Origin of the sequence: Paenibacillus humicus NBRC 102415 (assembly GCF_004000905.1) — a bacterium.
Taxonomy (GTDB): domain Bacteria; phylum Bacillota; class Bacilli; order Paenibacillales; family Paenibacillaceae; genus Paenibacillus_O; species Paenibacillus_O humicus.
Window position 1 is genome coordinate 109,410 of sequence record NZ_BIMD01000007.1, and the last position, 22,750, is coordinate 132,159.

Sequence of the window (22,750 nt, forward strand, 5' to 3'; positions counted from 1 at the left end):
CCGCCGATCGGGCGGTCTGTGACGCTGCGACGCCTGGTCCGTTTGCCTACATCCGTCAGTACAACGGTATACATTCAGTTAAGGGGCCGCAGGGCGTAACAATCGCATCTTGCGGTGCCAATAGCATCTACTCGTCCGGAGGATCATACCGAATCGAGTCGAGTGAAGCAGAGGCTAATGCAGTATTCATCGCCGAAGCCCGCACCGGCTGGCCCGCGGCATTAGACGAGATCGCGCGGTTGAGGGCGGCGCTGGAATGGTACGCAAATGCGGAGAATTATCCCGTGACAGTGGGGGCGTACCGAACATACGCGAGTAGTATGGAAAGGGACGAAGGACAACGTGCAAGGGAGGCGCTGCGATGAATACGGTGATTCTTGCGGACAGCCCACGCCCATGTATTGAATGCGGAACCGCGACTAGGTTTGTAGATATCCTGAGCGAGCAATCGGTCTGCGGAGATGTCTGCCGGACAGCGCTTCATGCGTGGATTGACGCGAAGACTGAGCGGATGATGGAAGGGGATACGTTAGAATGAGCCGGGTACTTGACGCCTGCTGTGGAAGCCGGATGTTCTGGTTCGACCGCGAACACGATGACGTCGACTTCATGGATATCCGGAAGATTGAGACGCGATTATCCGACGGACGCGTACTTTCGGTAGACCCCGATATTTTAGCTGACTTCCGAGACATGCCGTTCGATGACGAGTCGTACAATCTGGTCGTATTCGATCCGCCGCACTTACTCCGCGCAGGCGATAAATCGTGGCTTGCGCTCAAATACGGCAAGCTCGGCGAAGACTGGCGCGAAGATATTGCGAAGGGGTTTCGCGAATGTATGCGCGTATTAAAGCCGAATGGAGTCCTTGTATTCAAGTGGAACGAGGATCCGAACGAAAGCTCGCCGAAATTCTGCGAGTTACTGAGTTCCGCCCGCTTTTCGGTAACAAGCGCGACAAGACGCATTGGCTCGTATTTATGAAGGAGGACGACGAATGAGAGCGAATAGTCGAGCGGAATATCTATTTATCCGAGCCAGTTGCGAAGCCGTCGCACCTGAACGCTATCCCGCGCCAGAATACCGCACCCTATCCACCGGCGTCCGCAGCCTGACGGAGTACGCTGAATCGCGCTCAGATTACGAGGCGGCCAAGACTGCATATCGACAAGGCATGGCGGCGGCCTACGGTGATATGGCGCGCAAGCTCGATGCGGCGTGGAGTGGGCGCGATTATATGACGAAGGAGGGAGCGGATGGCACGCGCAACGAAACCGAAGATTGACCGTAAGGCATGGCGCGACCTACCGTATGAGCACTGGAATGTCGCGACAATTCACGCTTATTTTATCGACCAAACGCACGAACTCTATGGAATGGATTACGCGCCAATGCGAAACTGGAAATTTGAACAGGCGCTAATCAAGCGCGCATTAACGGATCATGGCGCCGAGTTGCTTCATCGCGCTTTTGACGAGTGTTTCCGCGTCTACCGGCCGACTCCGCAATTTCCGATATTGACGGCGGGCTTCTGCGTTGCGTACCGGTTGAACACCGTGATCCCCGCGCTCAAGGCGTCCGACGCGATTATGGCCGAGGTGGCGCGGCCTGAACGGATGACGGCGGGTGAGCTGCGCGATTGGTTTTGAATACCGTGCGATATTGGCACATAAACGTTTCAGAACGTGCCAAGTTGTCACATCGCGAGACAGACGTAGGGTTGGCATGTTACATTCGCATTAACGGAGGTGAACGAAATAACCAACGCGAAAAATTGCGTACTCGCCGGAATCTGCACGCTGGCGGACGGCCCGAAATGCACCCGGCTGTGCGCGCCATATATCGGTATGCACGGCGCAGATGGGCGAGGCGGACGCAACGGAACGGCGGATCTACCACAAGAGTACCGCTTAGTAACGCTTGATAACGCAGCTCCTGCGAAAGATCAAGCGGAGGCTTACGAAATAATACGAAGGTACGTCGCGTCATTCAAACGGCAATTTGAAGACGGCGGCGAACGCTTGAAATCGTTGTACCTCGTATCCATCTCGCCCGGCACCGGAAAGACAACGACGGCTGCCGCGATTCTTAACGAATGGCTGCGCGTATCGTTCGTGGGGGCTCTCGGACGCAACAGGCAAGCGCCCGACCTTCTCGCGTACTTTCTCGACGTTAACGCGTGGCAGACGGACTATAACGCGTTTAACCGCGCGCGGGTTCCGGACTCGATCGCAGGGCCGGCGGCCGAACGATACTATCGCGCGTTTAAAGCCGTGCAAGAGGCGCCGTTTGCGGTCCTGGACGATATAGGGGTACGCGACGTAACGGACGGATTTCGCGGCGATCTACACGCGGTAATCAACGCGCGGGTGACGAATGCACTGCCGACCGTGTATACGAGTAACGTTCCCATCGAGGAACTAGCGCGCGTCTTTAACGACCGGAGGCTGCCGGACCGAATTCGTGATCAATGCGCGGTGATTAAGTTTGAGGGCGGAAGCAAGCGCGGAATACGAAAAACGGAGTAAAACAGCGCTAGCGTGTAAAATTTGGAGTTTTCTCTCTCAGGGGAATTTTTAAGAAAAATCGACGAAAACAAACGAATATAACCAGATTTAAGACTTTATGATACGTACTGTCGCGCTGTATAATCGGAGGTGAGGGGAAGAAATGCCCAACTATGACAGTCAATTGCTTTCGAAAATTTGCGACGAGAACGACGCCAAGGCGCTGACTCGTTACGGACTGGAGCGCGAAGACTTCGCATCAGAAACGGCCAAGCGCGCCTATGACGCCATCCGTACTTATGCGGAATCGAACGGGGGCCAAGCGCCGTCATACGCGACTCTCGTAGCGGAGGTAGACGGCTTCAATTACGTGCCGGCCGTAACGGATTCGTACGAGTTCTTGGCGCGTAAGATCAAGGATTACTCCGGAAAAGCGCAAGTCGCGCGATTCTTTAACGAAGAACTGCCGGAGTTGTTCGAATCGGGTACCGCCGATTCCGTTATTGACGCTGTACATGACCGGCTCGTTCGTATTAAAATGGGAACAAGCGTTCGTTCCGTTCCCGGTCGTACACTCGACGAAATCGCGCAGGACTTCCGCGCCGAATACGATCGACGTAAAGCCGGCGAATCCTTCCGGCTGTGGAAGACGCCGTTTCCGACGCTCAACGCGGAGATTGGCGGCCTGTACGCGGGCGATATCTACGGCATCATGGCGGAAAGCGGCCGCGGCAAAACGTACCTAGCCGAAGTCATCGTCGACGAACTCCTGCGCCAAGGTGCGAACGTGCTCGTTAAGTCGTACGAGGTCAAGGCGTATCCTTGGGTGGCGCGGCTGCTCAGCGTCATTACGGCGAGGGAAGGCGCGCTAGAAATCGACGATATCGCGGATAAGGTCGGACTGCCGAATAAGGCGATGCTCTCCGGAAGTTTGGAAGGCGACGTCGAAGCGTACTTTTTCGAAATCTGTAGCGCGCTCAGCTCGTACTATCCCGGTCAACTCTACCTGCAGGCGAAGTCGGACGCCGGCCTGACCCGATCCCTTGACGCGCTGGAGCGCGAGCTGGCCGCCAATCCATCGCTCGACTGCGTAGTCATTGACGCGTTCTATAATCTCGAAGATACGTACGGTCGGAACGCGAATAAGACGGCGGGTGGAGCTGCGGAACAGGCTGCGCGGCGACTCGAACGGATTATCGGCGAGAATGACGTGGTCGGCATCTATACGGTGCAGGCGGCGACCGAGCGCCAGGAAACGGACGAGGATACGGGGAGGCGCGAGCTCAAGTTGCCGGACCGCGATCGGATGAAGACGACTAAGGCGCTGCTCGAAATCACAACGAACCTTTTCGCGTTTGATGCGGTTAACGGGCTCGGCCGGATTGGCGTCGAGAAGGGGCGGAATGGCGGCGAGGGGTTTACGCTAGACTTGGTCGCGCTGATGGATTACGGGGTCCTGCGGGAGATGCCGGCGGGGGCGGAGGTGGCGAGTCAGTTCGTTGGAAACTTCTGATTTTCCTCTTAAGATAATTTTCTTTACAAACGATAATTGGTAATGTATAGTAGGATTATCGTAGTAAGAGAATCTTATTTCGGAGTGAAAAAAATCATGAACCAACTAGGCGAGTTTGTTAGGCGTAAACGTAAAGAAATGGGACTTTCACTGCTCGAACTGTCTTCTAGAATGGAGATAAGCGTATCCCAACTCAGTAAAATAGAACGCGGTGATAGCGCTCCTAGAAAAGAAACAATAGAAAAAATAGCTGAAGCGTTGGATACAAAACCGGACGACATTCGAATGCTGGCTGGACTCATGCCAAAAGAGGAAGTAATTTTTACCAAAGAGCAGTACTCAGAAGCGATGAAATTGGTTCGGAAACGCCTTAAAAAGAGAGACGAATTTAGAGAACTCATGTTTTCTTTTCTTTTGAAGGATGACGACCTTTCAGAGGACGAAGCAGTTTTAGTCGCCGAAGAGCTCGCCGCATTTTATGATGTTAGGACAAGTTCAATTACCAACAAGGCTACGAGAGGAGCCATGGATATTGCGCTCTCTATCGATCCAAATCCGCGATGAGCTCGAAGGTTTCGCCTGGCATCGCGCCAAGTGGTACGCTGACCGACTCGTTGCCGCATCGCCATTTCGCTACGACAGCCATCCGTCATTTCGCGTAGAGTTCGAACACGGATACTGGACAGATTCGGGCGCATCAGATCCGGAGTGGCAGCGCGGCGGATTCGTCAAACTACTCGCATACCTCCGGCAAGAGACGATAGGCGAGACGCTCGAATATCTGCGCGAAAAGTATGGCGCCTACGAAACGGACGATGACGAAGCCCCAACGCTGGACATGCCGCTGCTTGGCGTGCCGGCGCCCTACATACCGCTAGAAGACAGCGTCCTCGGACCGTATCAATGGCGTCACCCGTATCTGGCAGGCCGCGGCATTAACGAAGCCGCCCAGCGTTTATGCGGCGTAGGTTACGATCGCGACAGGCAGGCGATTGTGATACCGATAAGAAACGCGAACGGCACGCTCGCTAACGTAAAATTCCGCCGCGTCGATGCTAAGACGTTTTGGTACGCGAAAGGTGGGCGGCCGATCCGCGAATGCCTCTTCGGAATTGACGTAATCCACGCGCGGCAGCTCCGGCGGGTGGCGATCGTAGAGGCGGAAGTAGACGCAATGACGCTCATGTGCGCCGGCATTCCCGCGGTGGCAACGCTGGGAGCGGCGTGGAACGAGATTAAGGCGGAGATGATCCGCAACAGTCCGATAGAAGAACTACTCATTATACGCGACAACGACTCGGCTGGGCGAAAGTGGCAACGCGAAGTAATCCGAACACTGGCGGGCGACGTTAGACTTACGATAGTACCCGTGCCGATCGCGTTTAAGGACGTGAATGAGGCCGGAGCCGAACGTATGACATCGCGCATAGCACGTGGACGGCGGATTCGAACGCTAAAACTATCCGTCAAGGGAGCGTAATGTCGATGTCGTACGTATTGTTTGTGGTGGCGTCAATCGCGGAATATATCGGAACGTTTGCGGTCATGTTTACGCTATTCCGATTCCCATATAACCGAGACTTTCTCGTCAAAATCGCGCTGATTGCGGTCTTGATGAGTCAAGTATCGTACTTCACGCGGCTGGTACCGGAAATCGGCAGCCTCACAACGTTCATTCAGTTTCCGATATTCATCGCGATATTCTGGCTGCTATTCCGCGTTCCGATGTGGCATTCGCTATGGATAAACTTCGCGGGCCTAGCCGTCGCATTCATCGTTCCGATTGCATCAGTGCTCGCGGTCTCTTCTACATCAGGCATTACCCTCACACAGATAAACGAGAGTCCGACCCTCCAGTTCGCCTTCCAGCTACTTTCCGCAGTCCTGCAAATCGCAATTGCAAGAACGATTTACATCCGTAATTGGGGATTCGATTGGGTTCCGAGTGATAGGCGCGTCTATACGCCGTTTACCCGATCAAGCGCAGTAATTACGGCCCTTGTCGCTTTCGGACTCGTGCTGGCGCTCGTGTTAACGGCAATCTTCCGCCATAACTTCGAAGATTACATCGTTCTCGTCGGCTGCGTCTTCTTGGTTACGTTGCCTACGTTCATATTCTTCGCGATACGAAAGGATGAAGAACATGCTGCTGAGAGTAGCGACTAACCTGCACGAGAACATGCGCCGTGCAGGCGTAGACCCGCCGCCGATCGGTGTAATCGCGTACTCGCTCGATATCATCGCAAATACGGTCTCAATAACTGCCGCCACGTTAGCGATCGGATTAATGTCGGGCAATCTCAGCGGTATGATGACGTGCTTAGGCGCGCTGGCTGCTCTGCGCTTCGTTTCGGGCGGCGTTCATCTACCGACAAGTGCCGCATGCATAGCGCTGTCTACCGCTATCATAACGACCATACCGTATCTGCCGCTATCCCCAGGCGTAAATCAAACGATAACCGCGGCCGCGTTTATAATCGTTGCCGTACGCGCTACAACCAACTACGACAAACACGCAAGGATTCCGCGCAAGTATTACCCGTTGATGCGAATCGTGGCGTGTGTAATTGTGGCGTCCAACTTCGTTATCGCGTCGGATATTCTCGCTTTAACATACATAGTCCAGGCGGTAACCTTACTGCCATTTTTGAAGGAGGTGAAAACAAGATGAAAAACAAAGCCTACAAGCTGCTCGCTTTGGTCATGGGTGGAATCGCAGTTATTTTCGCAACGACCGGCTCTTATACGATTTTCTATAAACCAGAGATCCCCGCAGAACTGCGCAAAAAGGAGAACGCCTAATGGAACGAATTAGACCGGTTGTCCGTCGCCAGGGTAAGAAGGATTTCGAGGTCGTCGATATCGTTGCGTCAGATGTTAAATGTACGTTTGTTGAGCGGGGAATCCTCAAATATCGGATGAAAGACGGAGAGGTGCTAAGCCAGATATCGACGGTTGAAGAACAGCTTAAAGACCTTGAGCGTGAAAACTTCAAAAAGTCGGAGCGCGGCTATCTCGTAAATATGGACTTAGCGGAGTGGTTCGATGACGAAATGTCGCAGATACACTTTACTCCGCATCCAGAGCGGGACAAGCATCCAGTACCCGTATCCGAACGCCAGCGATCGACTATACTTCGCGCTGTTACTTACACGAAGAAAGCAATAAGTCAATACGTTTTTAATCGCTAGAGCGCGGAGGAAAACTTTTCCTAATTATGGTTTAATATTCCTATAGTATCTTCCACGCAACTCCCACCGCACCCCGCCATACTCTTGTAATTCACAGAGTGTGACATTCTTAGCCGGGAGGTAAACCGCAGTTTACCATTCACCGCCAGTAACGCTATTCCTCCGTAATCCATTCGAACAGGTCGCGTGGGGAGACATCGAGCGCATCCGCAATAGGTACGGCGATGACGAGCGGCATCTTCTTACGCTTACCTGTTTCGTATTGGGTTAACGTCGTTCTTCCGATCGAGCTACGGTCGGACAAGTCCTTTTGTGTCCAGCCGCGGGCCTTCCGAAGTTCGCGTATCCGGCAGCGCCCGACTAGAATTTTCATCGGCGCAACCTCCGAAAACAATTTTACCATAATTTATCGGAAAGTGTGCGGAAGGGCATGAGGGCGGTGTCATAGTAAGTGTAAGAGACAAAAACAAACGAGGTGAAGCGGTTGAACCTGGTAAAACTTCATAGTCTATATCTTGCTTACCACTATTCGCGATCAAACGGTGATTTTCAATCCTTGTACGACGAGTTGGAGGACGAAAAGCGTAAGCACACATCAATAATGATGCGCAGTGGCCACCGAAATGTATCGGACGCAATCGAGTTATTCGATGAAACCTGTTGGAACGTAGCAAGAGAAGAATGCGGGGATTTCGGACGAGTCTTCACAAAGGCGCTGAAAAACGCCAGGTTGAATTTCTACCGCAAAAGAAAACGAAGTGAAAGATGGTTCGGAGTGTTGGAGCTGGACCAACCGGTCGATCATGGCGAAGATGGGGCGGCAACCCCTACGCTGCTTGACCGAAAAGGGAGCTCCGATAATGTTGCGCAGAAAATGAAAGAAGCCGATCAGCGGCAACTGATCGACTCCTTCGTAAATGACCCGGCTAAGGTCGACCCCGTTACGACGCTAATCGTAACGAAGTTTTCGCAGTATGATTCCGTCACGGCGCTCGCTAAAGCGCTGGGAATCCACCACGAGGTTGTTAAACGGAAGTTAGAGCGCGTTCGTCGCCAATACGACGCTAATCGTTTCGGAGACTACCGCGAATACCTCGCCGTTTAACGTTGGAACGCGTACGATTCTTCAGGCATGAAAAACGTGCGCGCTCCACTTTCATTATAACACGTTACATTATGTATACGCGATATTGGTCTCATTATAACTTTAACCAAATCGAGGATCGATAAACGTCCCGCCCTAATAATAGCACGTTTCCTAAAATCTAACAATCCCCACTGGAGGTATTTAACGCATGCTTAACGCGACTGTAACGAATATACGCGCAACCCGTCCGTCGGTTTCAAATCGCCGCCATCAGGCCGAAAACTACTATCGCGGAGGGTTCGCCGCCTACGAAGATCCGGCCGATTATGTCCGCATTCCAACGCTGAAAGGGGTGCGCCTCGGATGACAACGCTGATCGACCCGAAGGCCGGCGCGCACTTCACGGGCAAGATATTCGTCACTCCGCATGCTTGCGATGAAGCCGCGAAGGACTTCGGTGTCGATCGCAGCAAGGCGCCCATGTACGTAATGGACCAACTCCGCCGCGCATCCTTTATCGCAGACATCGTAAACGAGGACGGCCGCCCATCGCGCCTCTTCGGATATAAGCGCATGGCAATCGTGGTCGCGCCGGACACAGCGACGGTAATCACCGTATATCCGCGTCACCAGGCGAATTCCGGCGTAAGCGAGACGGTCCAGAAGGCGTTGTTGCGCGCTCTCAAATCCGCCAATCGGAAGGAGAAGCTCGCGGAAAAGCGGATTAACGTGGCCATCGCGCAGCTTAACGTAGAACTAGCGAATTGTGAGCTGAAGAAGGCGCGGTCCGAATCGCTTAACGTGATTGGCGCGATGAAGCAGCGGCAGGCGGACGTGAGGCGCGCAATCTCGGAATTGGAACGGGAATTACTCGCCATTAAGCGCGAGAAGACGACGCTTGCGAACGATATCGTCATGTATCTATGAGGTCCGCCGTTCTTGCTCCGGCCTGTGCGCGTTAATCTCCGGATTAATACGTAGAGGCGGGCGCGAGAACAACGCCTATGAAGGAGGTGGACGCCATGTAGCCGCGATACCGTCGTCCTAACGCAAAGTAACGAATCCAATACGAAGGGAACGATCGAATGTCCAGTATGTTCACGAACCGCGGCGCCGCAGCCGTAGCCAACGCGCAAGCCGATAAAGATGCGTCCGATTCCGTCATCCTCCCGTTCACAACCGGCACGACGTATAAGGTGCGCCTGAAATCCGTAGAGGATTCGGTCGAGTATTTTTGCTACGGCATGTACGGAAAGGTGAATAGCTTCGTACCCAAGGCGCCGGCCGAACGTAACGCGAAAGGGTTTATCACTTCGAATCCGACCGTATGGGATAAGGCGGCAACGCTACTTTACGAAGAGGCAAACGCAGCCAAGACGGCCGGCGACGAGGCAGGCGCTGAGGCTTTGCGGAAGGAAGCGTACCTGTTCAAGGGGAAACCGAAGTATCTCGTCGCCTTCGTCAATCTCGAAAATGGCGAATATGGTGTCGTCGACCTGACTCCGAAACAGGCGGCGGGCGTGTTCGCAACAATCCAGAAATACGCGAAGAAACTCGATAAGCTGGCGTTCGAACTCGCCAAGACCGGCAGCTCTACGAATACGGTCGTAAGCCTTTCGCCGCTACTCGACCTCGACGAAGACCTGACGGATGCTGAGCGCGCAAACTTCTCTAAAGCCGGCGAGCTGGAACCGTTCGATTTCGCGCAATTCGAAACGTGCCTCTATGTCGCGGACGAGGCGGAACAAGTCAAAAATCTCGTCATCGCCGGATTTGATATCGCGCGTCTCGGCCTTTCGATCGGAGCCTCCGCGCCTTCTTCCGCCCCAGCCGCGGACGTTACGCCAATCCCCACCGATTCCGACGCGCCTCCGGTTAACTTCTGATGGCGGCGCCAAGCGTAATACCGCGCAAGCTGGCGATTGGGCTGACTGTCGACAATGTGAGCGCTCTGCCGGGCGCGGGTAAAAAGCTCGCGGCCTTCCTGGCGGCCGTTGACCATGCGCACGGAACGTTCGAGCTCGATATCGCGGTCAGTGTCGGAGGGGCGGAGGCGCCGATGGCTCCCGTCATTGTAACGATGATGAAGGCGGCCTCCGGCGGTGATTACGAGGAGGTGACGGAATAATTGGCGCATAGAAGCGAAGTTGTTGGACGCGTATCGGAAATGACCGCAAGACGCGCGCTGCTTAACGCGGGCTATGAAGTCGCGAAGCCGGAGACGGACGAACCGTATGACGTCGTCTTTCGCGATCCGGTAAATGGCGATTGGGCGACCGCGCAAATCAAAACGGTCCGAGTCCGCGAAGACCGCGGCGGGGCTCTCGTAATTTACGCGAAGAAAGGTAACGGGCAGCCGTATACGAAGGCCGACGCTGACTATATCGTTGGCGTCCTGGGAAATCGCGTCTATATTACGGAGAACACGGAGCAGGCCGAGTATTGGTCGAGCTCCGAAACGCGGGCGGCCGAACGTTGGATCGAATTGCCCGCGGAATTGGTCGATGCCGCGCAATGAGACGGTGGATCGACGTCAGGAGAGATCCCGCCGAAGCGCCCGTCGTCGCAACTTGCGCCTGGTGTCGCGCTGAGATATACGCTGGGTCGGAAGTGGCGCGCATCGATGACGGAGGCGGCGTGGTCCATGCGGGATGGCGCGAAAGGTGTGCGGACGAGTACGCGGCGGAACGCGTATATGATGCGGTTGGCGTAATCGACCGAAACGGTAACGTAGAGTAACGCAAATATGACGGGCCAACGCGCCCATAAGGAGACGGTAATTTAATGGCGAAACTTAACGTAACTGTTCCAGCGGTGGATGTAACGATTGACGGCGCGATGTATCGTAAAGTCGACCGTTCGGCGCAAGAAGGCGATGTCGTGCGGATTACGGATGAGGACGCGGGCGGTAGGTTCCTCGTTAATGGCGCGTTTTATACGGTCGATTCCGTGGATGCCAGCGGAGATCCGCACATCACCGACGAGGCCGGCGACGATTTCGACCTCTGCGCGTGGAGTTTCGAAGTTTACGAAAAGGTCGCGGAAGAGGCGAAATACAAAGCCGGAGACATCGTGAAATCGAAACTTCGCGGATTCCAAACAACGCTGAAGGAACGTGTTCCGCATCTGGACGGTGAGCGTCACGGTAAGGCTTGGCGTCATACGCACGATTCCGGATGGCTTGGCGAGAACCAATTCGAAAAGGTCGCGCAGGAAGAGGCGCAGCCCAAACGCCTGACGGTCGGGGACTATGCGCGGGTCGTTAATATGGATGGCGGCGGTCATAACTACAAGATCGGCGAGATTATTAAGCTCACTACGGACGCCGAAGACAGTCATCCGTACAAAGGCGAAAAAGCAAGCGGAGACATCGGTAACTGGTTGTTCGCAAAGGAGATCGAGCCAGCGACCGAAGCCGAATTCCTGGCGCAGAAAGCGCCGAAATACCGCGAGGTCAAACGGCCTGCCGCGGTCGGCGAGCGGATCAGGATCGTTAACAAAAGCGGCGTCGAGACACGTTATAAAAACGGTGACGAAGCGGTCGTTCTTCGCGGATGGGGCGGAAGTGACATCCGGGCTGCCTTCGGTCATACAGGTGCGGAAGACTGCGGAGTTGTCTACGATGAATACGTCGTTCTCGAACCGGTCGATGCCGCCAAGCCTGAGCGCCTGAAAGTCGGCGAATATGCGAAAGTAGTGAACGATAAAACACGCAGCGGCTCCCAGAAAGAAGGCGTCTCCGTCGGTGAGATTCGTAAAATCGTCAAGGATGACCGCAGCTCGCTCCCGTTTTGGGCGGAACTCTTGGACGGCTCCCACTACGAATGGTTCCGCGAGGATGCGCTGGTCCGCGCCACGGACGAAGAAGTCGCGGCAGCACGGCGCTATAAAGTCGGCGATTACGTTCAGGTAACGAAGCCGGGCGGCTCGCATAACTATAAAATCGGCGAATTCGTACAGGTTACGGAAATGTACGGACGCGGTATCGATGCTTTCAAAGGACTGCGTTCGTCCAACGCTACGACCGGAAATTGGCTGCTTCCGAAACAAGTAATCCCCGCGACCGAAGCGCAGTTTACGATGTCGACGCCTAAACCGACATTCAACGTTGGCGATACGGTAAAGCTTACGGTTGCGGACGGAAAAACTCCGCGCTTGGGCTGGGGCGGCGTCAAGAATGGCGAGGTCGGAACGGTAAAACGCGTAGGTTCCAGCACGGTGACGGTTGACTTTCCGTCTCAATCGCGATGGAACGCCGATCCTTCGGAGCTTACGAAGGTGAGCGCGGAAGAGTCGCAGCCGGGGCGCAATCCGAAGTTTGGCGACTTCAGTGACGGCGACTACGCGCTGGTAACGAACGCGAACAGTAGCAATGCGAATACGAGCGCAATTGAAACTAACGGAAAGTACGTCACCGTCGCGCTCGAGCATGCCGGATTCCGCGGACTCAAACTCCGTACGCTCGACGGTAAATTCGCCGGTTTCGCAAACGCGGATGCTCTCCGCAAGGTAACGAAGGAAAAAGCGGAAGCAGGCGAAGTAAAGCGCGCAGAAGAGGCGAAATGGTCCGCGATCGGACGCAAGGTCGGCGAGTATAAAGTCGGCGATATCGTACGCTTCAAAAAGTACGCTGGAATCAACGGACTGAACGAGCACAACGGCGTTATCGTTGAAATCGACGATTTGGACGGCATGAATCCGCATCTCGCGAAACCAGCGTTCGTAAAAACGGGTTACAACACGTACACTCATCCGGACCACTTCGAACTCGTCACGCCGGTAGAGGCGCGCTTTGACCGATAAAGTCCGCCTGGCGTTAAAGGTCCGCACGGAACCAGATGCGTCCGAAAGAGTGGCGGAGGCGGCGAAACGTAAAGCAGCCGCGACAGAAACGATCGACCAGGCGTGGACACGCATTCTAGCGATGAACAATTCGGCGGCCGATCAGGAACGGTTGCTGGCGGTAAGGACGGCAATGGCGGAGGGCGCGACAGGCAGGCGCCCCTCTGACGCGATAGGAACTGGCGGAACGCCCAAGCGGTTTAGCAAGGCGGAGGCATTACGGTTATGGTCGGAGCTCAACGAGCGCAACAGGGCGGCAACCCTGCGCGCTATGGTCGAGAATACGCCGGCACATTACGTACTCGTCCGAGATAGGAAAACGTTAGACTTCGCTAAGTGCGTTATCGCAGCGGCAGATATTATCGCGGTCGACTGCGAGACGTTTGGCAGCGAGGAACATCCGGACGGCGCGCTCGATCCGTGGACCGGACAAATGGCGGGGTTCAGCGTATCAACGCGCAGCCATTCGTTCTATATTCCGCTTAATCACGACGAACAAACGGAATTGACGGAGGAGCAGATTTTCAGCGCGCTAAGACCGGCGCTGGAGTCCGTTCCAAACGTCATGCACAACGCGCCTTTTGACTGCAAATGGTTCTTCGTACGCTACGGAATTAATCTCATCGATACGTTGCGCGCTGATACAAGGATAATGGCGATGGCATTCGATGAGAACCGCAACCACCGCCTCAAGGACTTGTGTACGGATTGGCTGCGGTCGCCTGGCGACAATTTCGACCAATTATTCGGACGGACTCCGTTCAACAAGATTCCGCTAGATGTCGCGCTGGCATATGCGGCCGGCGATACGGAGAAGACGCTGAAACTCTACGACTGGATCCGCGGCTGGTACGATAAGCGCGCTGACCTAGCGGAGATTGAGCGACTCGTATTCCATATCGAAATGCCCGTATGCCGCACGTTCATATGGTCGGATATTCGCGGGATACGGTTTGACTCCGCGATGGCGGCGAAGCTTGACGCTGACTTTGCGCGAGAAGAGGCGGATCTGCAGGCGAAGATATATGCGTTGCTTGGTGAGGAGATCAATCTTAATTCTCCTGCGCAGTTATCGCGCAAGCTTTACGGAGAATTGCGGCTGACTGACGTAGACAATGGATCGACGGGCGTGCGCGCTTTGAAGCGAATCAAGCGGGAACATGCGGTGATTCAGTACATTCTCGACTACCGCGGCGTCGGAAAACTGCGCCAGGCGTTCACGTCAAAACTTCCGAAGAACGTTAAGGCTGACGGAAAGATTCATCCGTGGCACAATTCGTGGGGCGCCGCGACAGGCCGGTTTACGTGTAGCAATCCGAACACGCAGCAGATTCCCGCCAAACGTCCTGAAATACGCCACCTGTTCATGGCGTCCGACTCCGATCGCATCCTCGTTTCAATCGACTACTCGCAAATCGAGCTCCGCGTCCTGGCGCATGTCGCGAATGAAACGGTCCTAATCGAAGCGTTCGAAGCTGGCCGCGATATTCACTCGACGACAGCCGCGCTCATTTCGAAAGGAAAGTATACGTACGAAGACATTGAGCGCTGGAAGGACACGGAGGGCCACGAATGCCAGAAATACCGTAAACAGGCGAAGATCGTTAACTTCGGTATTGTCTACGGCATGGGTGCGGGCAAACTCGCCGACACGCTCGAAATTACGAAGGCCGAAGCGCAGGCGATTATCGACGAATACTTCCGCGGTTATCCGGCCATCAAGCGGTATATGGACGAGCAGCACGCGAAGGTTATGCGTGATGGTTTCGTGACGGATCTGGCCGGACGGAAGCGCCGCTTGCACGAAGAAATTAAGGCGAAGGAAAAGTGGCGGATATTCAGCGCACAGAGGATGGGCGGAAACTTTCCGATTCAGGCCGGTGCCGGCACGATTCTGAAAAAGGCTATCGTCGACCTAGCGGATGTGCTTCCGCTATATGATACGCACATTCTGCTGCAGGTACACGATGAGCTCGTTATGGACTGCCCGCGCGATATAACTCCGCAGGGACTCGACCATATCCGGACGACGATGGAGAACGCGATTAAGTTGCGGTGTCCGGTGCGGTGCGACGTCGAGATCAACCCGGAACGTTGGATGCGGAAGGTTGACGCGGATAAGTGGTTTACGGAGGAGGACGAACAGTGATCGAAGTAGCGACTCTTAAATGCCCGCGATGCGACACAGTGAATCGAATGTTAGCGGACGAAATCGGCGATCATCCGTGCTGGAAATGTGGTCTAGAACCGTGGGGTGAAAACGAAGAGGAGGCGGTTAATTGAGCGCACTATTCCGAAAGGTAGGCGGCATGTCTCGCGGCGACCGCTTGGTTAACGATTTCCTAACGCAGATGGACGCGTATTACGCCTCGCCTGCGTCCGGTTTCTACGACAACGCGATCAGCCGCCGTTACTACGAACAAAAATTGCGCTATCTCAAGTTCACGCCGTACCCGAACGACGGCCTCGTAACATTCGGCGCGTCCGGTACGAACCTCTGCGATCGGCAGCTCGTGTTCAAAAACGATAAGGCTACGCGTCCGGAAAAGTCCGATGACATTCCGTTCAGAGGGCGGCAGCGGCGGCTTGGCACGGCGGTCGTCGATTACATTCAACTCGACATCGTTCATATGCCGAAGCGACTCGGTAAGGGAGCGCTGTTTACGATGGCCGAGCGCAAAAACACGGACATGTTCGGAAACGTGACGTTTGAGTGGGATTTCGAAGAGGCTGCGCAGGAACGCAAGGTATTCGAGTACCCGCATCCAGAAACGGGTGAACTCGTCCAATTCGCAATCACCGCCAAGCCCGACGGTAAGTTCGATTATGCGCCGGACGGCTCGCGCATCATCTTCGAATACAAAACGAAGGCATCCGGCCTACGCGCCATGAACGGTAAGCTCGATTACAAAGGCGCGCAAGACGACCACGTCCGCCAGGTAACGGCCGAAGCGATCATCTTCGGTATCAACGAAGCGCTTATCGTATACGAATCGACGCAAAAGCCGGCGTGGTTTAGCGATGAGGAGCGTACGAGCGTTACGAAGGGACAGAAGACGTGGGCGGACGGCCAACCTCGACCGGATCTGCGCGCTTTCTACGTCGAGATAACGGACGACATGAAGAACGCGCTTCTCTCGGATTTGGCGCGTCAGGCAGCGCTTGTATACGAACAACGGGCAAGCGGCGCGATTCCTGACGTAACGATCGAGATGACCGATAGCTGCGGATTCTGTGCGTTCAGCGGTCATTGCAAGGCGACGTTAACCGCGGAGAACAAGGCGGTGCTCAGACGGCAGGAAAGCGCGATAGCTGCGTCGAGTATGGCGGGCAAGGCGGAACACCGTAATCTTATGACATATCTCGAAGGAGTGAGCGCGTGACGTACGTACTTCATTCCGTAAGAAACCGCGACGGGTCTATCAACGAGCGCGAGTTGCGGCGCAAAGGCCATCGCGTTGAAATCATTAACTGTCGCGAAGGTGAAAAAATGTTGTTTTCTTACCCGGACGATGACGACAAATTCGTACAGACGACTAGGGTTATCGGAACAATGGATTACCCAGATGTACTGAAAGTTTTTACGAATAACAGCATCTATACATTCCGGAAGGAGGCGTCCGAATGAACGCAATTGCCCGTATCATCCGCGGCGCTATCGTAATTGGAGCGTGTATCGCGATCGGCTACGTTTGGTACCTAATCGCGTCGGTCATTCTCGTGGTCAATCCGGTCGCCGCCGGAATCATCGCTGTAGTCGCGGCCGCACTCGTTTGGCTGGCGGGAGGTGGCGGAGACGGCGAAGACGACGAAAAGTAAACCGCAGTTATACGCCGGCCTCGATCTATCGCTTACCTCGCCAGGCTTCGCAATTATATCCGTGGACCAAAATTCCGAAGGACACCGCATCCCCTCGCTAGTCGAAGTCTCCGTCATCAAAACGGATACCTCCGAAACACAACCGCTGCGCTACGAAGTCATCGAAGCACACGCGCTCCTTTTCTTCCGCAAGTATACCGGCCTGACCGCAATCATCCGCGAGGTATGGCCGCCATCCCGTAACTACGCACAGAACGATAAACTCCATGGCGCATGGTCGGCGGTCGATCGCGCGCTATCCCGGCTTGGACTCGCAGTTACCGAAAACTTGACGCCATCGACCGTGAAGAAGACGGTGACCGGAAAGGGAACCGCCGAGAAGCCCGAAGTGGCAGCGGCCGTATCGCGAATACTCCGCCTGGAAGACCGGAAGTGGGCGGCCGGCTACGATGACTCCGATGCGTGTGCGGTTGCCTTGGCGTACCTGATTCGCGAAAAACTAATCGAAGGGGTGAGCGGGATTGAGCGCTAGAAAAACAGTGGAATACCGCACTAATGTGAATGCCGTCGGACTGCTAGGCGTCGTATTCATAACGTTAAAACTGACCGGTGTTATTGACTGGTCTTGGTGGTGGGTAACTCTTCCGTTTTGGGGCGGGCCAGCGATTCTGGCGATTCTGGCTACAATTATCTCGATTGCTTACGTAGCTACCGCCGCCACATCGAAGGCGCGCCGGAGACATCGTTGATCGTCGCCTACCATTCGCTGACCGGTAACGTCCGCCGCTTTGCCGAAAGAACCGCGTTCCCATCCGTCCAGATTACGCCCGGCCTGCGCTTAGACGAACCGTTCGTACTCGTAACGCCGACGATCGGATTCGGACGCGTGCCGGACCAGGTGGCGGCGTTTTTAGCGGGATCGGGCCGCCATATGATCGCGGTCGCGGCGAGTGGCAATCGGAATTTTTCGTCTGCGTACGCGGCGGCGGGCGATCATATTAGCGGCTATTACGGAGTACCGCTACTCCTGCGGTTCGAGCTCGCGGGGACTGACGAAGATGTACGAAAATTTAACGAGGCGGTGACGGCTTTATTCCGAGCTATATCGAATTAAACAACGAAGTTATGAAGCGCGGCGAGGACGGATTCTTCCAACTCGAAAAGGACGCGGAGGCTGTACGCGAGTTTATGGCGGAGGTGGCAGCGAAGACGAAGCGCTTCGATACGCCGATGGAGCGTATTCGATGGCTCGTGGATTACGAGTTCTATTACGGAGAAGTTGAGTCGCAATATGACGTACACCAACTCGTAGGAATCCACGATATATGCGACGCGTACGACTTCCGGTTCGCTTCGTTTATGGCCGCGTCCAAATTCTATAAGGACTACGCGCTGCAGACGAACGATAAGTCGCAGTATCTCGAAACGTATGCGCAACACGTCGCCATAGTCGCGTTATATCTCGGTCAAGGCAATTATGCGCTGGCCGAACGCCTGGCGCGATCGATGATGGAGCAGCGCCTGCAGCCCGCCACTCCAACGTTCCTTAACGCAGGACGAGCGCGCCGCGGCGAGATGGTATCGTGCTTCCTGCTTGAGGCGGACGACTCGCTGAATTCGATCAACTACGTGTTGTCGACGTGTATGCAGTTGTCAAAAATCGGCGGAGGAGTCGCGGTCAACCTTTCGAAGCTGCGCGGTCGGGGCGAGCCGATAAAGGGCGTAGAGGGTGCGGCGAAGGGCATTATGCCGGTGCTAAAGCTGATGGAAGACGCGTTTAGTTACGCGGATCAGATGGGTCAGCGTAAAGGGTCCGGCGCTGCGTACTACAACATCTTCGGATGGGACGTAGTCGAGTTTTTGGACACGAAAAAGATTAACGCCGATGAAAAGGCGCGCCTCAAAACGCTGTCCATCGGCTTGATCGTACCGCGCAAATTCTACGAACTGGCCCGTGATAACCGGCCCCTCCACGTATTCGCACAGCACTCCGTATTTAAGGCGTACGGCGCGCACCTCGACGATATGGACATTACGGAAATGTACGAAGAACTCCTCGCCAATCCAGCGGTCAAGAAGCGCGAGATTATGTCGGCGCGCGACATGCTGACGAAGATTGCGACGACGCAGCTCGAATCCGGCTATCCGTACATTATGAATCGCGATAACGCCAACGAAGGGCATCCGCTGGCTGCAATCGGCACCGTGAAGATGTCAAACCTTTGTACGGAGGTGTATCAGCTACAGGAGTCGTCGACCATCGGTAACTTCGGCGAACCGTCCGTAATCCGCCGCGATATCTCGTGCAATCTCGCGAGTCTAAACATCGTCAACGTAATGGAGTCCGGCAAGGTTCGCGAATCTGTCCACGAAGGTATCGAAGCGCTGACCGTCGTCTCCGATATCTCGCGCATTGAGAACGCGCCTGGCGTGCGTTTGGCGAACGATGAGCTCCATTCCGTAGGACTTGGCGCGATGAACCTGCACGGTTATCTCGCGAAGAATAAGATCGCCTACGATTCCGAAGAGGGACGCGATTTCGCCCGTACATTCTTCGCGATGATGAACTATTACTCGCTGGAGAAATCGGCCGCCATCGCACGCGAGCGCCGGATTACGTTTAAGGACTTCGCCAAGTCTACGTATGCGGATGGAACGTATTTTACGAAATATCTAGCGGAAGACTTCGCTCCACGTACGGACCGAGTCGCGGAGATGTTCGCCGGCATCGATATTCCGTCGCCGAACGATTGGGCAACGCTCAAGGATACCGTAATGGAATACGGACTCTATCACGCGTACCGGCTCGCGATTGCCCCGACGCAGAGTATTTCGTATATCCAGAACGCGACAAGCAGCGTCATGCCGATCGTCGAACTCATCGAGGAGCGTACGTATGCGAATGCGACCACATTCTATCCGATGCCGTTCCTGAGCGCGGAGACGCAATGGTTTTATAAGAGCGCTTATAAGATGGATCAGGCGGCCGTCATCGATATGGTCGCGGAGATCCAGGCGCACGTCGACCAGGGAATCAGCGCGATCCTACACGTCAATAGCGATATCAGTACGCGGGAGTTAGCGCGCCATTACGTATACGCGCAGCATCGTGGCTTGAAGGGGCTGTACTATACGCGGACGAATCTGCTGAGCGTCGAACAATGTACATCTTGCGCGGTCTGATGAAAGGAGAGCGATAGCCAACGATGAAGATTTCGAACTGGAACGCGCATGAAGACGTAACGACGCAGCTATGGGATCAGAACGTTCTCCAATTCTGGACTCCGGACGAATTCCCGATATCCGATGACAAGTCCGTATGGGACGCGCTGACAGAAACGGAGCGCACCGTTTATAAGCGCGTGTTGGCGGGCCTGACCGCGCTCGATACGCTGCAGAATAAAGAGGGGATGCCGCTAATCGCTCGCCATGTCGAAGATCCGCGCGCCGCCGCGGTCCTCTCGTTTATGGGCATGATGGAAGGTATCCACGCGAAATCCTACTCCACGATTTTCACTACGCTCCTCACCGGTGCTGAGGCGGACTATATGCTCGATGTTTGGGCGCCGTCTCAGCCGAACATCCGCTATAAATACGAAACCATCTCCGCCGCCTACCGTGAGGTGCTGCGCGATGAGCCGTCCGATTACGCGCTGTACATGGCGATGGTCGCGTCCGTACTCCTCGAAACGTTCCTGTTTTATTCCGGATTCTACTATCCGCTGTACCTCGCCGGCCAGGGCAAGATGACGGCAAGCGGCGAAGTCATCAGTAAGATTCTGATGGACGAATCCATCCACGGCCTATACGTCGGCTATCTCGCGCAGCAGATTCGCGCCAAGTTGTCCGAGGCCGAACGCGCCAGGGCCGACGCCGAAATGACGCAGCTCCGGGAAGACCTCTACGCGAACGAGGCGGAGTATACCGCACTTATCTACGATGAACTCGGCCTGACCGCCGATGTGCTTCGCTATGTCCGTTATAACGCGAATAAAGCGATGATGAACCTCGGCCTGTCGGCGGTCTACGAAGAGGAAGCGTTCAGCGCGATCGTCCAGAACGGCATAACCGTCAGTACGAAGCAGCACGATTTCTTCTCGAAGAAAGGGAACGGCTATGTGCGAGCGATGAACGTAGAGCCGGTTCGCGACGAAGACTTCATTTTCGAAAAGGGGCGCTAACTATGCCGATGCCGAAAGACACGCTGTTCTTCGGATTCGCACCGAAGCTGACCGGCGAGCAGCGCGTATACGTCGATTCGATATTCGACCGCCAGATTACGTTCGTAAATGCGCGGTCCGGCACCGGTAAGACTACGCTGGCGGTGGCGGCGGCCAAACTGATCGGCAAGCCGCTAGTCTACGTGTTCAGTCCGGTCGAAGAGGGCCGCATGGGATTCCGGCCGGGAACGCAGCGCGAAAAGGAGGCGGCCTACATTACGCCGCTTACCGATGCGCTTTACGAAATCGGCGAGAATCCGGCGAAGGTGATTTACGATCCGGATAACGTAGAGGCGCAAAAACGCGGCGACGTATGGGTGTATCCGATGAGCCACGTATTCGCGCGCGGAATGAATTTGAAGGGTAAAACGGTCATTCTCGATGAGTCGCAGAATATGACGCGCGGTGAACTGAAGAAGATATTGACGCGTATCCATGACGACTGCCGCGTTATTGTAATCGGCCATACGGAGCAATGCGACCTTCCGCAGCCGGGCAAATCCGGATTCGCGCCGTATATCGAACACTTCCGCGGGGAGCCGTACGCATCCGTATGTGAGCTTACGGTCAATTTCCGCGGTCAGCTCGCACAAAAGGCGGACGAATTTGCGTGGTAAGTGTGCGAAACCGGCCGAGCGCGGTGTCATAGTCAGTAGATAGACGTACTACATCCGGTTGGACGGCGTCATAGACGATAAGGAGGCGGTTGGATGACAACGAAAATAATCGCGACGACATCGCGGATGCACTGGGGATACCGGAGGGGTGACGTACTTGTGGTCGACCGCGTTTCTCCAGGCGGTATTGCTTACGTCGCGCAAAACGAATCTCGGCCGGACAATTACGGAAGGGGCTACGCGCTTGTTCACAGAGAAGATTGCCGCTTTGCTGACGAAAAGCCGCGCAAGGTAACGTTCATTAGCGTGCTGGCCGCGTTGCTTGGCGTCTATTGGGCGGCGGTACTCATCGCGTATCTGTGCGGATACGAGCCGCCCGTAACTGCTATCGCTTCCGCATTCGCACTCAGCGCGATCGATATGTTCGTAGTAGCAGCGAAAGGAGCGCGACAATGACCCTCAGCGTTAACATTCGCAAGCTGCATCCGGACGCCGTCGTACCGGTAACCGACAAATTGACACATATTTTCGAAATGCAGAAAACTCTTGACGACCGTATTATTTCGGAACGTGGTGTGGACGGCACGCTCGAAGACTGGGTGATGGGCATTACGATTGCAATGGACTCCGAAATTGATGAAATTCGGCGCGAAGTCAATTGGAAGTGGTGGAAAAATCCGAAGCCAATAGACGTCGATGCGTTAAAGAGCGAAGTAATAGACTTATGGCACTTTCTCGTCAGTCTTTCAGAAAAAGTCGGACTTAGTGCTGAGGAAGTTTACGCGGCTTATTGTACTAAGAACGCCGAAAACCACGCCAGACAAGAAGGACGTAGTGATAAGTCCGGATACGAGGTGGTCAGAAACTGAAAAAACATTTCTTAAACTGCGCTTGGTGTGGTGTTTCATTCGTGGTTAAGCCATCACATGCGGATAAAAGAAAATGCTGTTCACG

General features: G+C 54.9%; 30 protein-coding genes and 1 pseudogene. 30 read left to right on the top strand and 1 reads right to left on the bottom strand.

Annotation, left to right across the window (positions count from 1 at the left end):
• Nucleotides 1-361 precede the first annotated feature (361 nt).
• The 12 genes and pseudogenes from PHU01S_RS25665 to PHU01S_RS07290 all read left to right on the top strand — a co-directional run bounded on the left by PHU01S_RS25665 (nucleotide 362) and on the right by PHU01S_RS07290 (nucleotide 7,211).
• Nucleotides 362-538, top strand: coding sequence for a hypothetical protein (locus PHU01S_RS25665; protein ID WP_164763002.1), 177 nt, complete (start codon nucleotides 362-364; stop codon nucleotides 536-538).
• Nucleotides 535-1,001, top strand: a pseudogene (locus PHU01S_RS07240) (class I SAM-dependent methyltransferase). Before PHU01S_RS25665 ends, PHU01S_RS07240 begins: the two are co-directional and overlap by 4 nt.
• Complete coding sequence (locus tag PHU01S_RS07245) at nucleotides 998-1,285, top strand: hypothetical protein (protein ID WP_127506838.1); 288 nt, start codon at nucleotides 998-1,000, stop codon at nucleotides 1,283-1,285. Before PHU01S_RS07240 ends, PHU01S_RS07245 begins: the two are co-directional and overlap by 4 nt.
• Nucleotides 1,257-1,649 carry a hypothetical protein gene (locus PHU01S_RS07250; protein WP_127506840.1) on the top strand — a complete coding sequence of 131 codons (393 nt, stop codon included), beginning with the start codon at nucleotides 1,257-1,259 and terminating at the stop codon, nucleotides 1,647-1,649. The genes PHU01S_RS07245 and PHU01S_RS07250 overlap by 29 nt, the downstream gene beginning before the upstream one ends.
• Before the next feature lie 108 nt (nucleotides 1,650-1,757).
• Nucleotides 1,758-2,528 (top strand): ATP-binding protein, encoded by a 771-nt coding sequence (locus PHU01S_RS07255; protein ID WP_127506945.1) that lies wholly within the window; start codon nucleotides 1,758-1,760, stop codon nucleotides 2,526-2,528.
• A gap of 142 nt (nucleotides 2,529-2,670) precedes the next feature.
• Nucleotides 2,671-4,020, top strand: a complete 1,350-nt coding sequence (locus tag PHU01S_RS07260; protein ID WP_127506841.1) for a DnaB-like helicase C-terminal domain-containing protein — start codon at nucleotides 2,671-2,673, stop codon at nucleotides 4,018-4,020.
• Between the two features lie 96 nt (nucleotides 4,021-4,116).
• Nucleotides 4,117-4,584, top strand: coding sequence for a helix-turn-helix domain-containing protein (locus tag PHU01S_RS07265; protein WP_164763003.1), 468 nt, complete (start codon nucleotides 4,117-4,119; stop codon nucleotides 4,582-4,584).
• Nucleotides 4,553-5,500, top strand: a complete 948-nt coding sequence (locus PHU01S_RS07270) for a toprim domain-containing protein (protein ID WP_164763004.1) — start codon at nucleotides 4,553-4,555, stop codon at nucleotides 5,498-5,500. The genes PHU01S_RS07265 and PHU01S_RS07270 overlap by 32 nt, the downstream gene beginning before the upstream one ends.
• 5 nt (nucleotides 5,501-5,505) lie before the next feature.
• Complete coding sequence (locus tag PHU01S_RS07275; protein ID WP_127506847.1) at nucleotides 5,506-6,186, top strand: membrane protein insertase YidC; 681 nt, start codon at nucleotides 5,506-5,508, stop codon at nucleotides 6,184-6,186.
• Nucleotides 6,164-6,691 (top strand): accessory gene regulator B family protein, encoded by a 528-nt coding sequence (locus tag PHU01S_RS07280; RefSeq protein ID WP_164763005.1) that lies wholly within the window; start codon nucleotides 6,164-6,166, stop codon nucleotides 6,689-6,691. The genes PHU01S_RS07275 and PHU01S_RS07280 overlap by 23 nt, the downstream gene beginning before the upstream one ends.
• Nucleotides 6,688-6,822 (top strand): cyclic lactone autoinducer peptide, encoded by a 135-nt coding sequence (locus PHU01S_RS07285; RefSeq protein WP_127506851.1) that lies wholly within the window; start codon nucleotides 6,688-6,690, stop codon nucleotides 6,820-6,822. The genes PHU01S_RS07280 and PHU01S_RS07285 overlap by 4 nt, the downstream gene beginning before the upstream one ends.
• Complete coding sequence (locus PHU01S_RS07290) at nucleotides 6,822-7,211, top strand: hypothetical protein (RefSeq protein WP_127506853.1); 390 nt, start codon at nucleotides 6,822-6,824, stop codon at nucleotides 7,209-7,211. The genes PHU01S_RS07285 and PHU01S_RS07290 overlap by 1 nt, the downstream gene beginning before the upstream one ends.
• A 154-nt stretch (nucleotides 7,212-7,365) precedes the next feature.
• Here the strand turns inward: PHU01S_RS07290 and PHU01S_RS07295 are convergent, their stop codons facing one another.
• Nucleotides 7,366-7,584, bottom strand: a complete 219-nt coding sequence (locus PHU01S_RS07295) for a helix-turn-helix domain-containing protein (RefSeq protein WP_164763006.1) — start codon at nucleotides 7,582-7,584, stop codon at nucleotides 7,366-7,368.
• 111 nt (nucleotides 7,585-7,695) lie between these two features.
• Here PHU01S_RS07295 and PHU01S_RS07300 point away from each other — a divergent pair, with 111 nt between their 5' ends.
• The 18 genes from PHU01S_RS07300 to PHU01S_RS07380 all read left to right on the top strand — a co-directional run bounded on the left by PHU01S_RS07300 (nucleotide 7,696) and on the right by PHU01S_RS07380 (nucleotide 22,665).
• Complete coding sequence (locus tag PHU01S_RS07300) at nucleotides 7,696-8,316, top strand: hypothetical protein (RefSeq protein ID WP_127506857.1); 621 nt, start codon at nucleotides 7,696-7,698, stop codon at nucleotides 8,314-8,316.
• 190 nt (nucleotides 8,317-8,506) lie between these two features.
• Nucleotides 8,507-8,665 carry a hypothetical protein gene (locus tag PHU01S_RS25670; protein WP_164763007.1) on the top strand — a complete coding sequence of 53 codons (159 nt, stop codon included), beginning with the start codon at nucleotides 8,507-8,509 and terminating at the stop codon, nucleotides 8,663-8,665.
• Nucleotides 8,662-9,225: a hypothetical protein gene (locus PHU01S_RS07305; RefSeq protein ID WP_127506859.1), complete on the top strand. Its 564-nt coding sequence runs from the start codon at nucleotides 8,662-8,664 to the stop codon at nucleotides 9,223-9,225. The genes PHU01S_RS25670 and PHU01S_RS07305 overlap by 4 nt, the downstream gene beginning before the upstream one ends.
• 158 nt (nucleotides 9,226-9,383) lie before the next feature.
• Nucleotides 9,384-10,184 (top strand): hypothetical protein, encoded by an 801-nt coding sequence (locus PHU01S_RS07310; protein ID WP_174806343.1) that lies wholly within the window; start codon nucleotides 9,384-9,386, stop codon nucleotides 10,182-10,184.
• Nucleotides 10,184-10,426: a hypothetical protein gene (locus PHU01S_RS07315; RefSeq protein WP_048744889.1), complete on the top strand. Its 243-nt coding sequence runs from the start codon at nucleotides 10,184-10,186 to the stop codon at nucleotides 10,424-10,426. The genes PHU01S_RS07310 and PHU01S_RS07315 overlap by 1 nt, the downstream gene beginning before the upstream one ends.
• Nucleotides 10,427-10,816 (top strand): hypothetical protein, encoded by a 390-nt coding sequence (locus tag PHU01S_RS07320; RefSeq protein ID WP_127506861.1) that lies wholly within the window; start codon nucleotides 10,427-10,429, stop codon nucleotides 10,814-10,816.
• A 266-nt stretch (nucleotides 10,817-11,082) separates the two neighbouring features.
• The gene (locus PHU01S_RS07325) at nucleotides 11,083-13,101 is read left to right on the top strand and encodes a hypothetical protein (RefSeq protein WP_127506863.1); all 2,019 of its coding nucleotides are present in this window, start codon (nucleotides 11,083-11,085) and stop codon (nucleotides 13,099-13,101) included.
• Nucleotides 13,091-15,289 carry a DNA polymerase gene (locus PHU01S_RS07330; protein ID WP_127506865.1) on the top strand — a complete coding sequence of 733 codons (2,199 nt, stop codon included), beginning with the start codon at nucleotides 13,091-13,093 and terminating at the stop codon, nucleotides 15,287-15,289. The genes PHU01S_RS07325 and PHU01S_RS07330 overlap by 11 nt, the downstream gene beginning before the upstream one ends.
• Nucleotides 15,290-15,419: 130 nt before the next feature.
• On the top strand, nucleotides 15,420-16,523 hold the full coding sequence (locus PHU01S_RS07335) for a hypothetical protein (RefSeq protein WP_246029163.1): 1,104 nt from the start codon (nucleotides 15,420-15,422) through the stop codon (nucleotides 16,521-16,523).
• Nucleotides 16,524-16,764: 241 nt separating this feature from the next.
• On the top strand, nucleotides 16,765-16,959 hold the full coding sequence (locus tag PHU01S_RS07340) for a hypothetical protein (RefSeq protein WP_127506867.1): 195 nt from the start codon (nucleotides 16,765-16,767) through the stop codon (nucleotides 16,957-16,959).
• Nucleotides 16,928-17,491 (top strand): crossover junction endodeoxyribonuclease RuvC, encoded by a 564-nt coding sequence (locus PHU01S_RS07345; RefSeq protein WP_127506869.1) that lies wholly within the window; start codon nucleotides 16,928-16,930, stop codon nucleotides 17,489-17,491. The genes PHU01S_RS07340 and PHU01S_RS07345 overlap by 32 nt, the downstream gene beginning before the upstream one ends.
• Nucleotides 17,492-17,516: 25 nt before the next feature.
• Nucleotides 17,517-17,708 (top strand): hypothetical protein, encoded by a 192-nt coding sequence (locus PHU01S_RS07350; protein ID WP_218032425.1) that lies wholly within the window; start codon nucleotides 17,517-17,519, stop codon nucleotides 17,706-17,708.
• A complete protein-coding gene (nrdI, locus tag PHU01S_RS07355; RefSeq protein ID WP_127506873.1) occupies nucleotides 17,705-18,073 on the top strand; it encodes a class Ib ribonucleoside-diphosphate reductase assembly flavoprotein NrdI in 369 nt (122 codons plus the stop codon). Before PHU01S_RS07350 ends, nrdI begins: the two co-directional genes overlap by 4 nt.
• A gap of 11 nt (nucleotides 18,074-18,084) precedes the next feature.
• A complete protein-coding gene (gene nrdE / locus PHU01S_RS07360; RefSeq protein ID WP_127506875.1) occupies nucleotides 18,085-20,142 on the top strand; it encodes a class 1b ribonucleoside-diphosphate reductase subunit alpha in 2,058 nt (685 codons plus the stop codon).
• Between the two features lie 23 nt (nucleotides 20,143-20,165).
• Nucleotides 20,166-21,140, top strand: a complete 975-nt coding sequence (gene nrdF / locus PHU01S_RS07365) for a class 1b ribonucleoside-diphosphate reductase subunit beta (RefSeq protein WP_127506876.1) — start codon at nucleotides 20,166-20,168, stop codon at nucleotides 21,138-21,140.
• A gap of 2 nt (nucleotides 21,141-21,142) precedes the next feature.
• Entirely contained in the window at nucleotides 21,143-21,796 is a 654-nt protein-coding gene (locus PHU01S_RS07370; RefSeq protein ID WP_021877095.1) for a PhoH family protein, read from the top strand.
• Between the two features lie 93 nt (nucleotides 21,797-21,889).
• Nucleotides 21,890-22,252 carry a hypothetical protein gene (locus PHU01S_RS07375; protein ID WP_048744893.1) on the top strand — a complete coding sequence of 121 codons (363 nt, stop codon included), beginning with the start codon at nucleotides 21,890-21,892 and terminating at the stop codon, nucleotides 22,250-22,252.
• The gene (locus PHU01S_RS07380; protein WP_048744894.1) at nucleotides 22,249-22,665 is read left to right on the top strand and encodes a dUTPase; all 417 of its coding nucleotides are present in this window, start codon (nucleotides 22,249-22,251) and stop codon (nucleotides 22,663-22,665) included. Before PHU01S_RS07375 ends, PHU01S_RS07380 begins: the two co-directional genes overlap by 4 nt.
• Nucleotides 22,666-22,750 lie beyond the last annotated feature (85 nt).

Bases quoted from the DNA above. Each gene is read 5' to 3' on its own strand.
- PHU01S_RS25665 (WP_164763002.1), top strand. From the start codon at position 362: ATGAATACGGTGATTCTTGCGGACAGCCCACGCCCATGTATTGAATGC.
- PHU01S_RS07245 (WP_127506838.1), top strand. From the start codon at position 998: ATGAGAGCGAATAGTCGAGCGGAATATCTATTTATCCGAGCCAGTTGC.
- PHU01S_RS07250 (WP_127506840.1), top strand. From the start codon at position 1,257: ATGGCACGCGCAACGAAACCGAAGATTGACCGTAAGGCATGGCGCGAC.
- PHU01S_RS07260 (WP_127506841.1), top strand. From the start codon at position 2,671: ATGCCCAACTATGACAGTCAATTGCTTTCGAAAATTTGCGACGAGAAC.
- PHU01S_RS07265 (WP_164763003.1), top strand. From the start codon at position 4,117: ATGAACCAACTAGGCGAGTTTGTTAGGCGTAAACGTAAAGAAATGGGA.
- PHU01S_RS07275 (WP_127506847.1), top strand. From the start codon at position 5,506: ATGTCGTACGTATTGTTTGTGGTGGCGTCAATCGCGGAATATATCGGA.
- PHU01S_RS07280 (WP_164763005.1), top strand. From the start codon at position 6,164: ATGCTGCTGAGAGTAGCGACTAACCTGCACGAGAACATGCGCCGTGCA.
- PHU01S_RS07285 (WP_127506851.1), top strand. From the start codon at position 6,688: ATGAAAAACAAAGCCTACAAGCTGCTCGCTTTGGTCATGGGTGGAATC.
- PHU01S_RS07290 (WP_127506853.1), top strand. From the start codon at position 6,822: ATGGAACGAATTAGACCGGTTGTCCGTCGCCAGGGTAAGAAGGATTTC.
- PHU01S_RS07295 (WP_164763006.1), bottom strand. From the start codon at position 7,584: ATGAAAATTCTAGTCGGGCGCTGCCGGATACGCGAACTTCGGAAGGCC.
- PHU01S_RS25670 (WP_164763007.1), top strand. From the start codon at position 8,507: ATGCTTAACGCGACTGTAACGAATATACGCGCAACCCGTCCGTCGGTT.
- PHU01S_RS07305 (WP_127506859.1), top strand. From the start codon at position 8,662: ATGACAACGCTGATCGACCCGAAGGCCGGCGCGCACTTCACGGGCAAG.
- PHU01S_RS07310 (WP_174806343.1), top strand. From the start codon at position 9,384: ATGTCCAGTATGTTCACGAACCGCGGCGCCGCAGCCGTAGCCAACGCG.
- PHU01S_RS07315 (WP_048744889.1), top strand. From the start codon at position 10,184: ATGGCGGCGCCAAGCGTAATACCGCGCAAGCTGGCGATTGGGCTGACT.
- PHU01S_RS07325 (WP_127506863.1), top strand. From the start codon at position 11,083: ATGGCGAAACTTAACGTAACTGTTCCAGCGGTGGATGTAACGATTGAC.
- PHU01S_RS07340 (WP_127506867.1), top strand. From the start codon at position 16,765: ATGAACGCAATTGCCCGTATCATCCGCGGCGCTATCGTAATTGGAGCG.
- nrdE (WP_127506875.1), top strand. From the start codon at position 18,085: ATGAAGCGCGGCGAGGACGGATTCTTCCAACTCGAAAAGGACGCGGAG.
- nrdF (WP_127506876.1), top strand. From the start codon at position 20,166: ATGAAGATTTCGAACTGGAACGCGCATGAAGACGTAACGACGCAGCTA.
- PHU01S_RS07370 (WP_021877095.1), top strand. From the start codon at position 21,143: ATGCCGATGCCGAAAGACACGCTGTTCTTCGGATTCGCACCGAAGCTG.
- PHU01S_RS07375 (WP_048744893.1), top strand. From the start codon at position 21,890: ATGACAACGAAAATAATCGCGACGACATCGCGGATGCACTGGGGATAC.
- PHU01S_RS07380 (WP_048744894.1), top strand. From the start codon at position 22,249: ATGACCCTCAGCGTTAACATTCGCAAGCTGCATCCGGACGCCGTCGTA.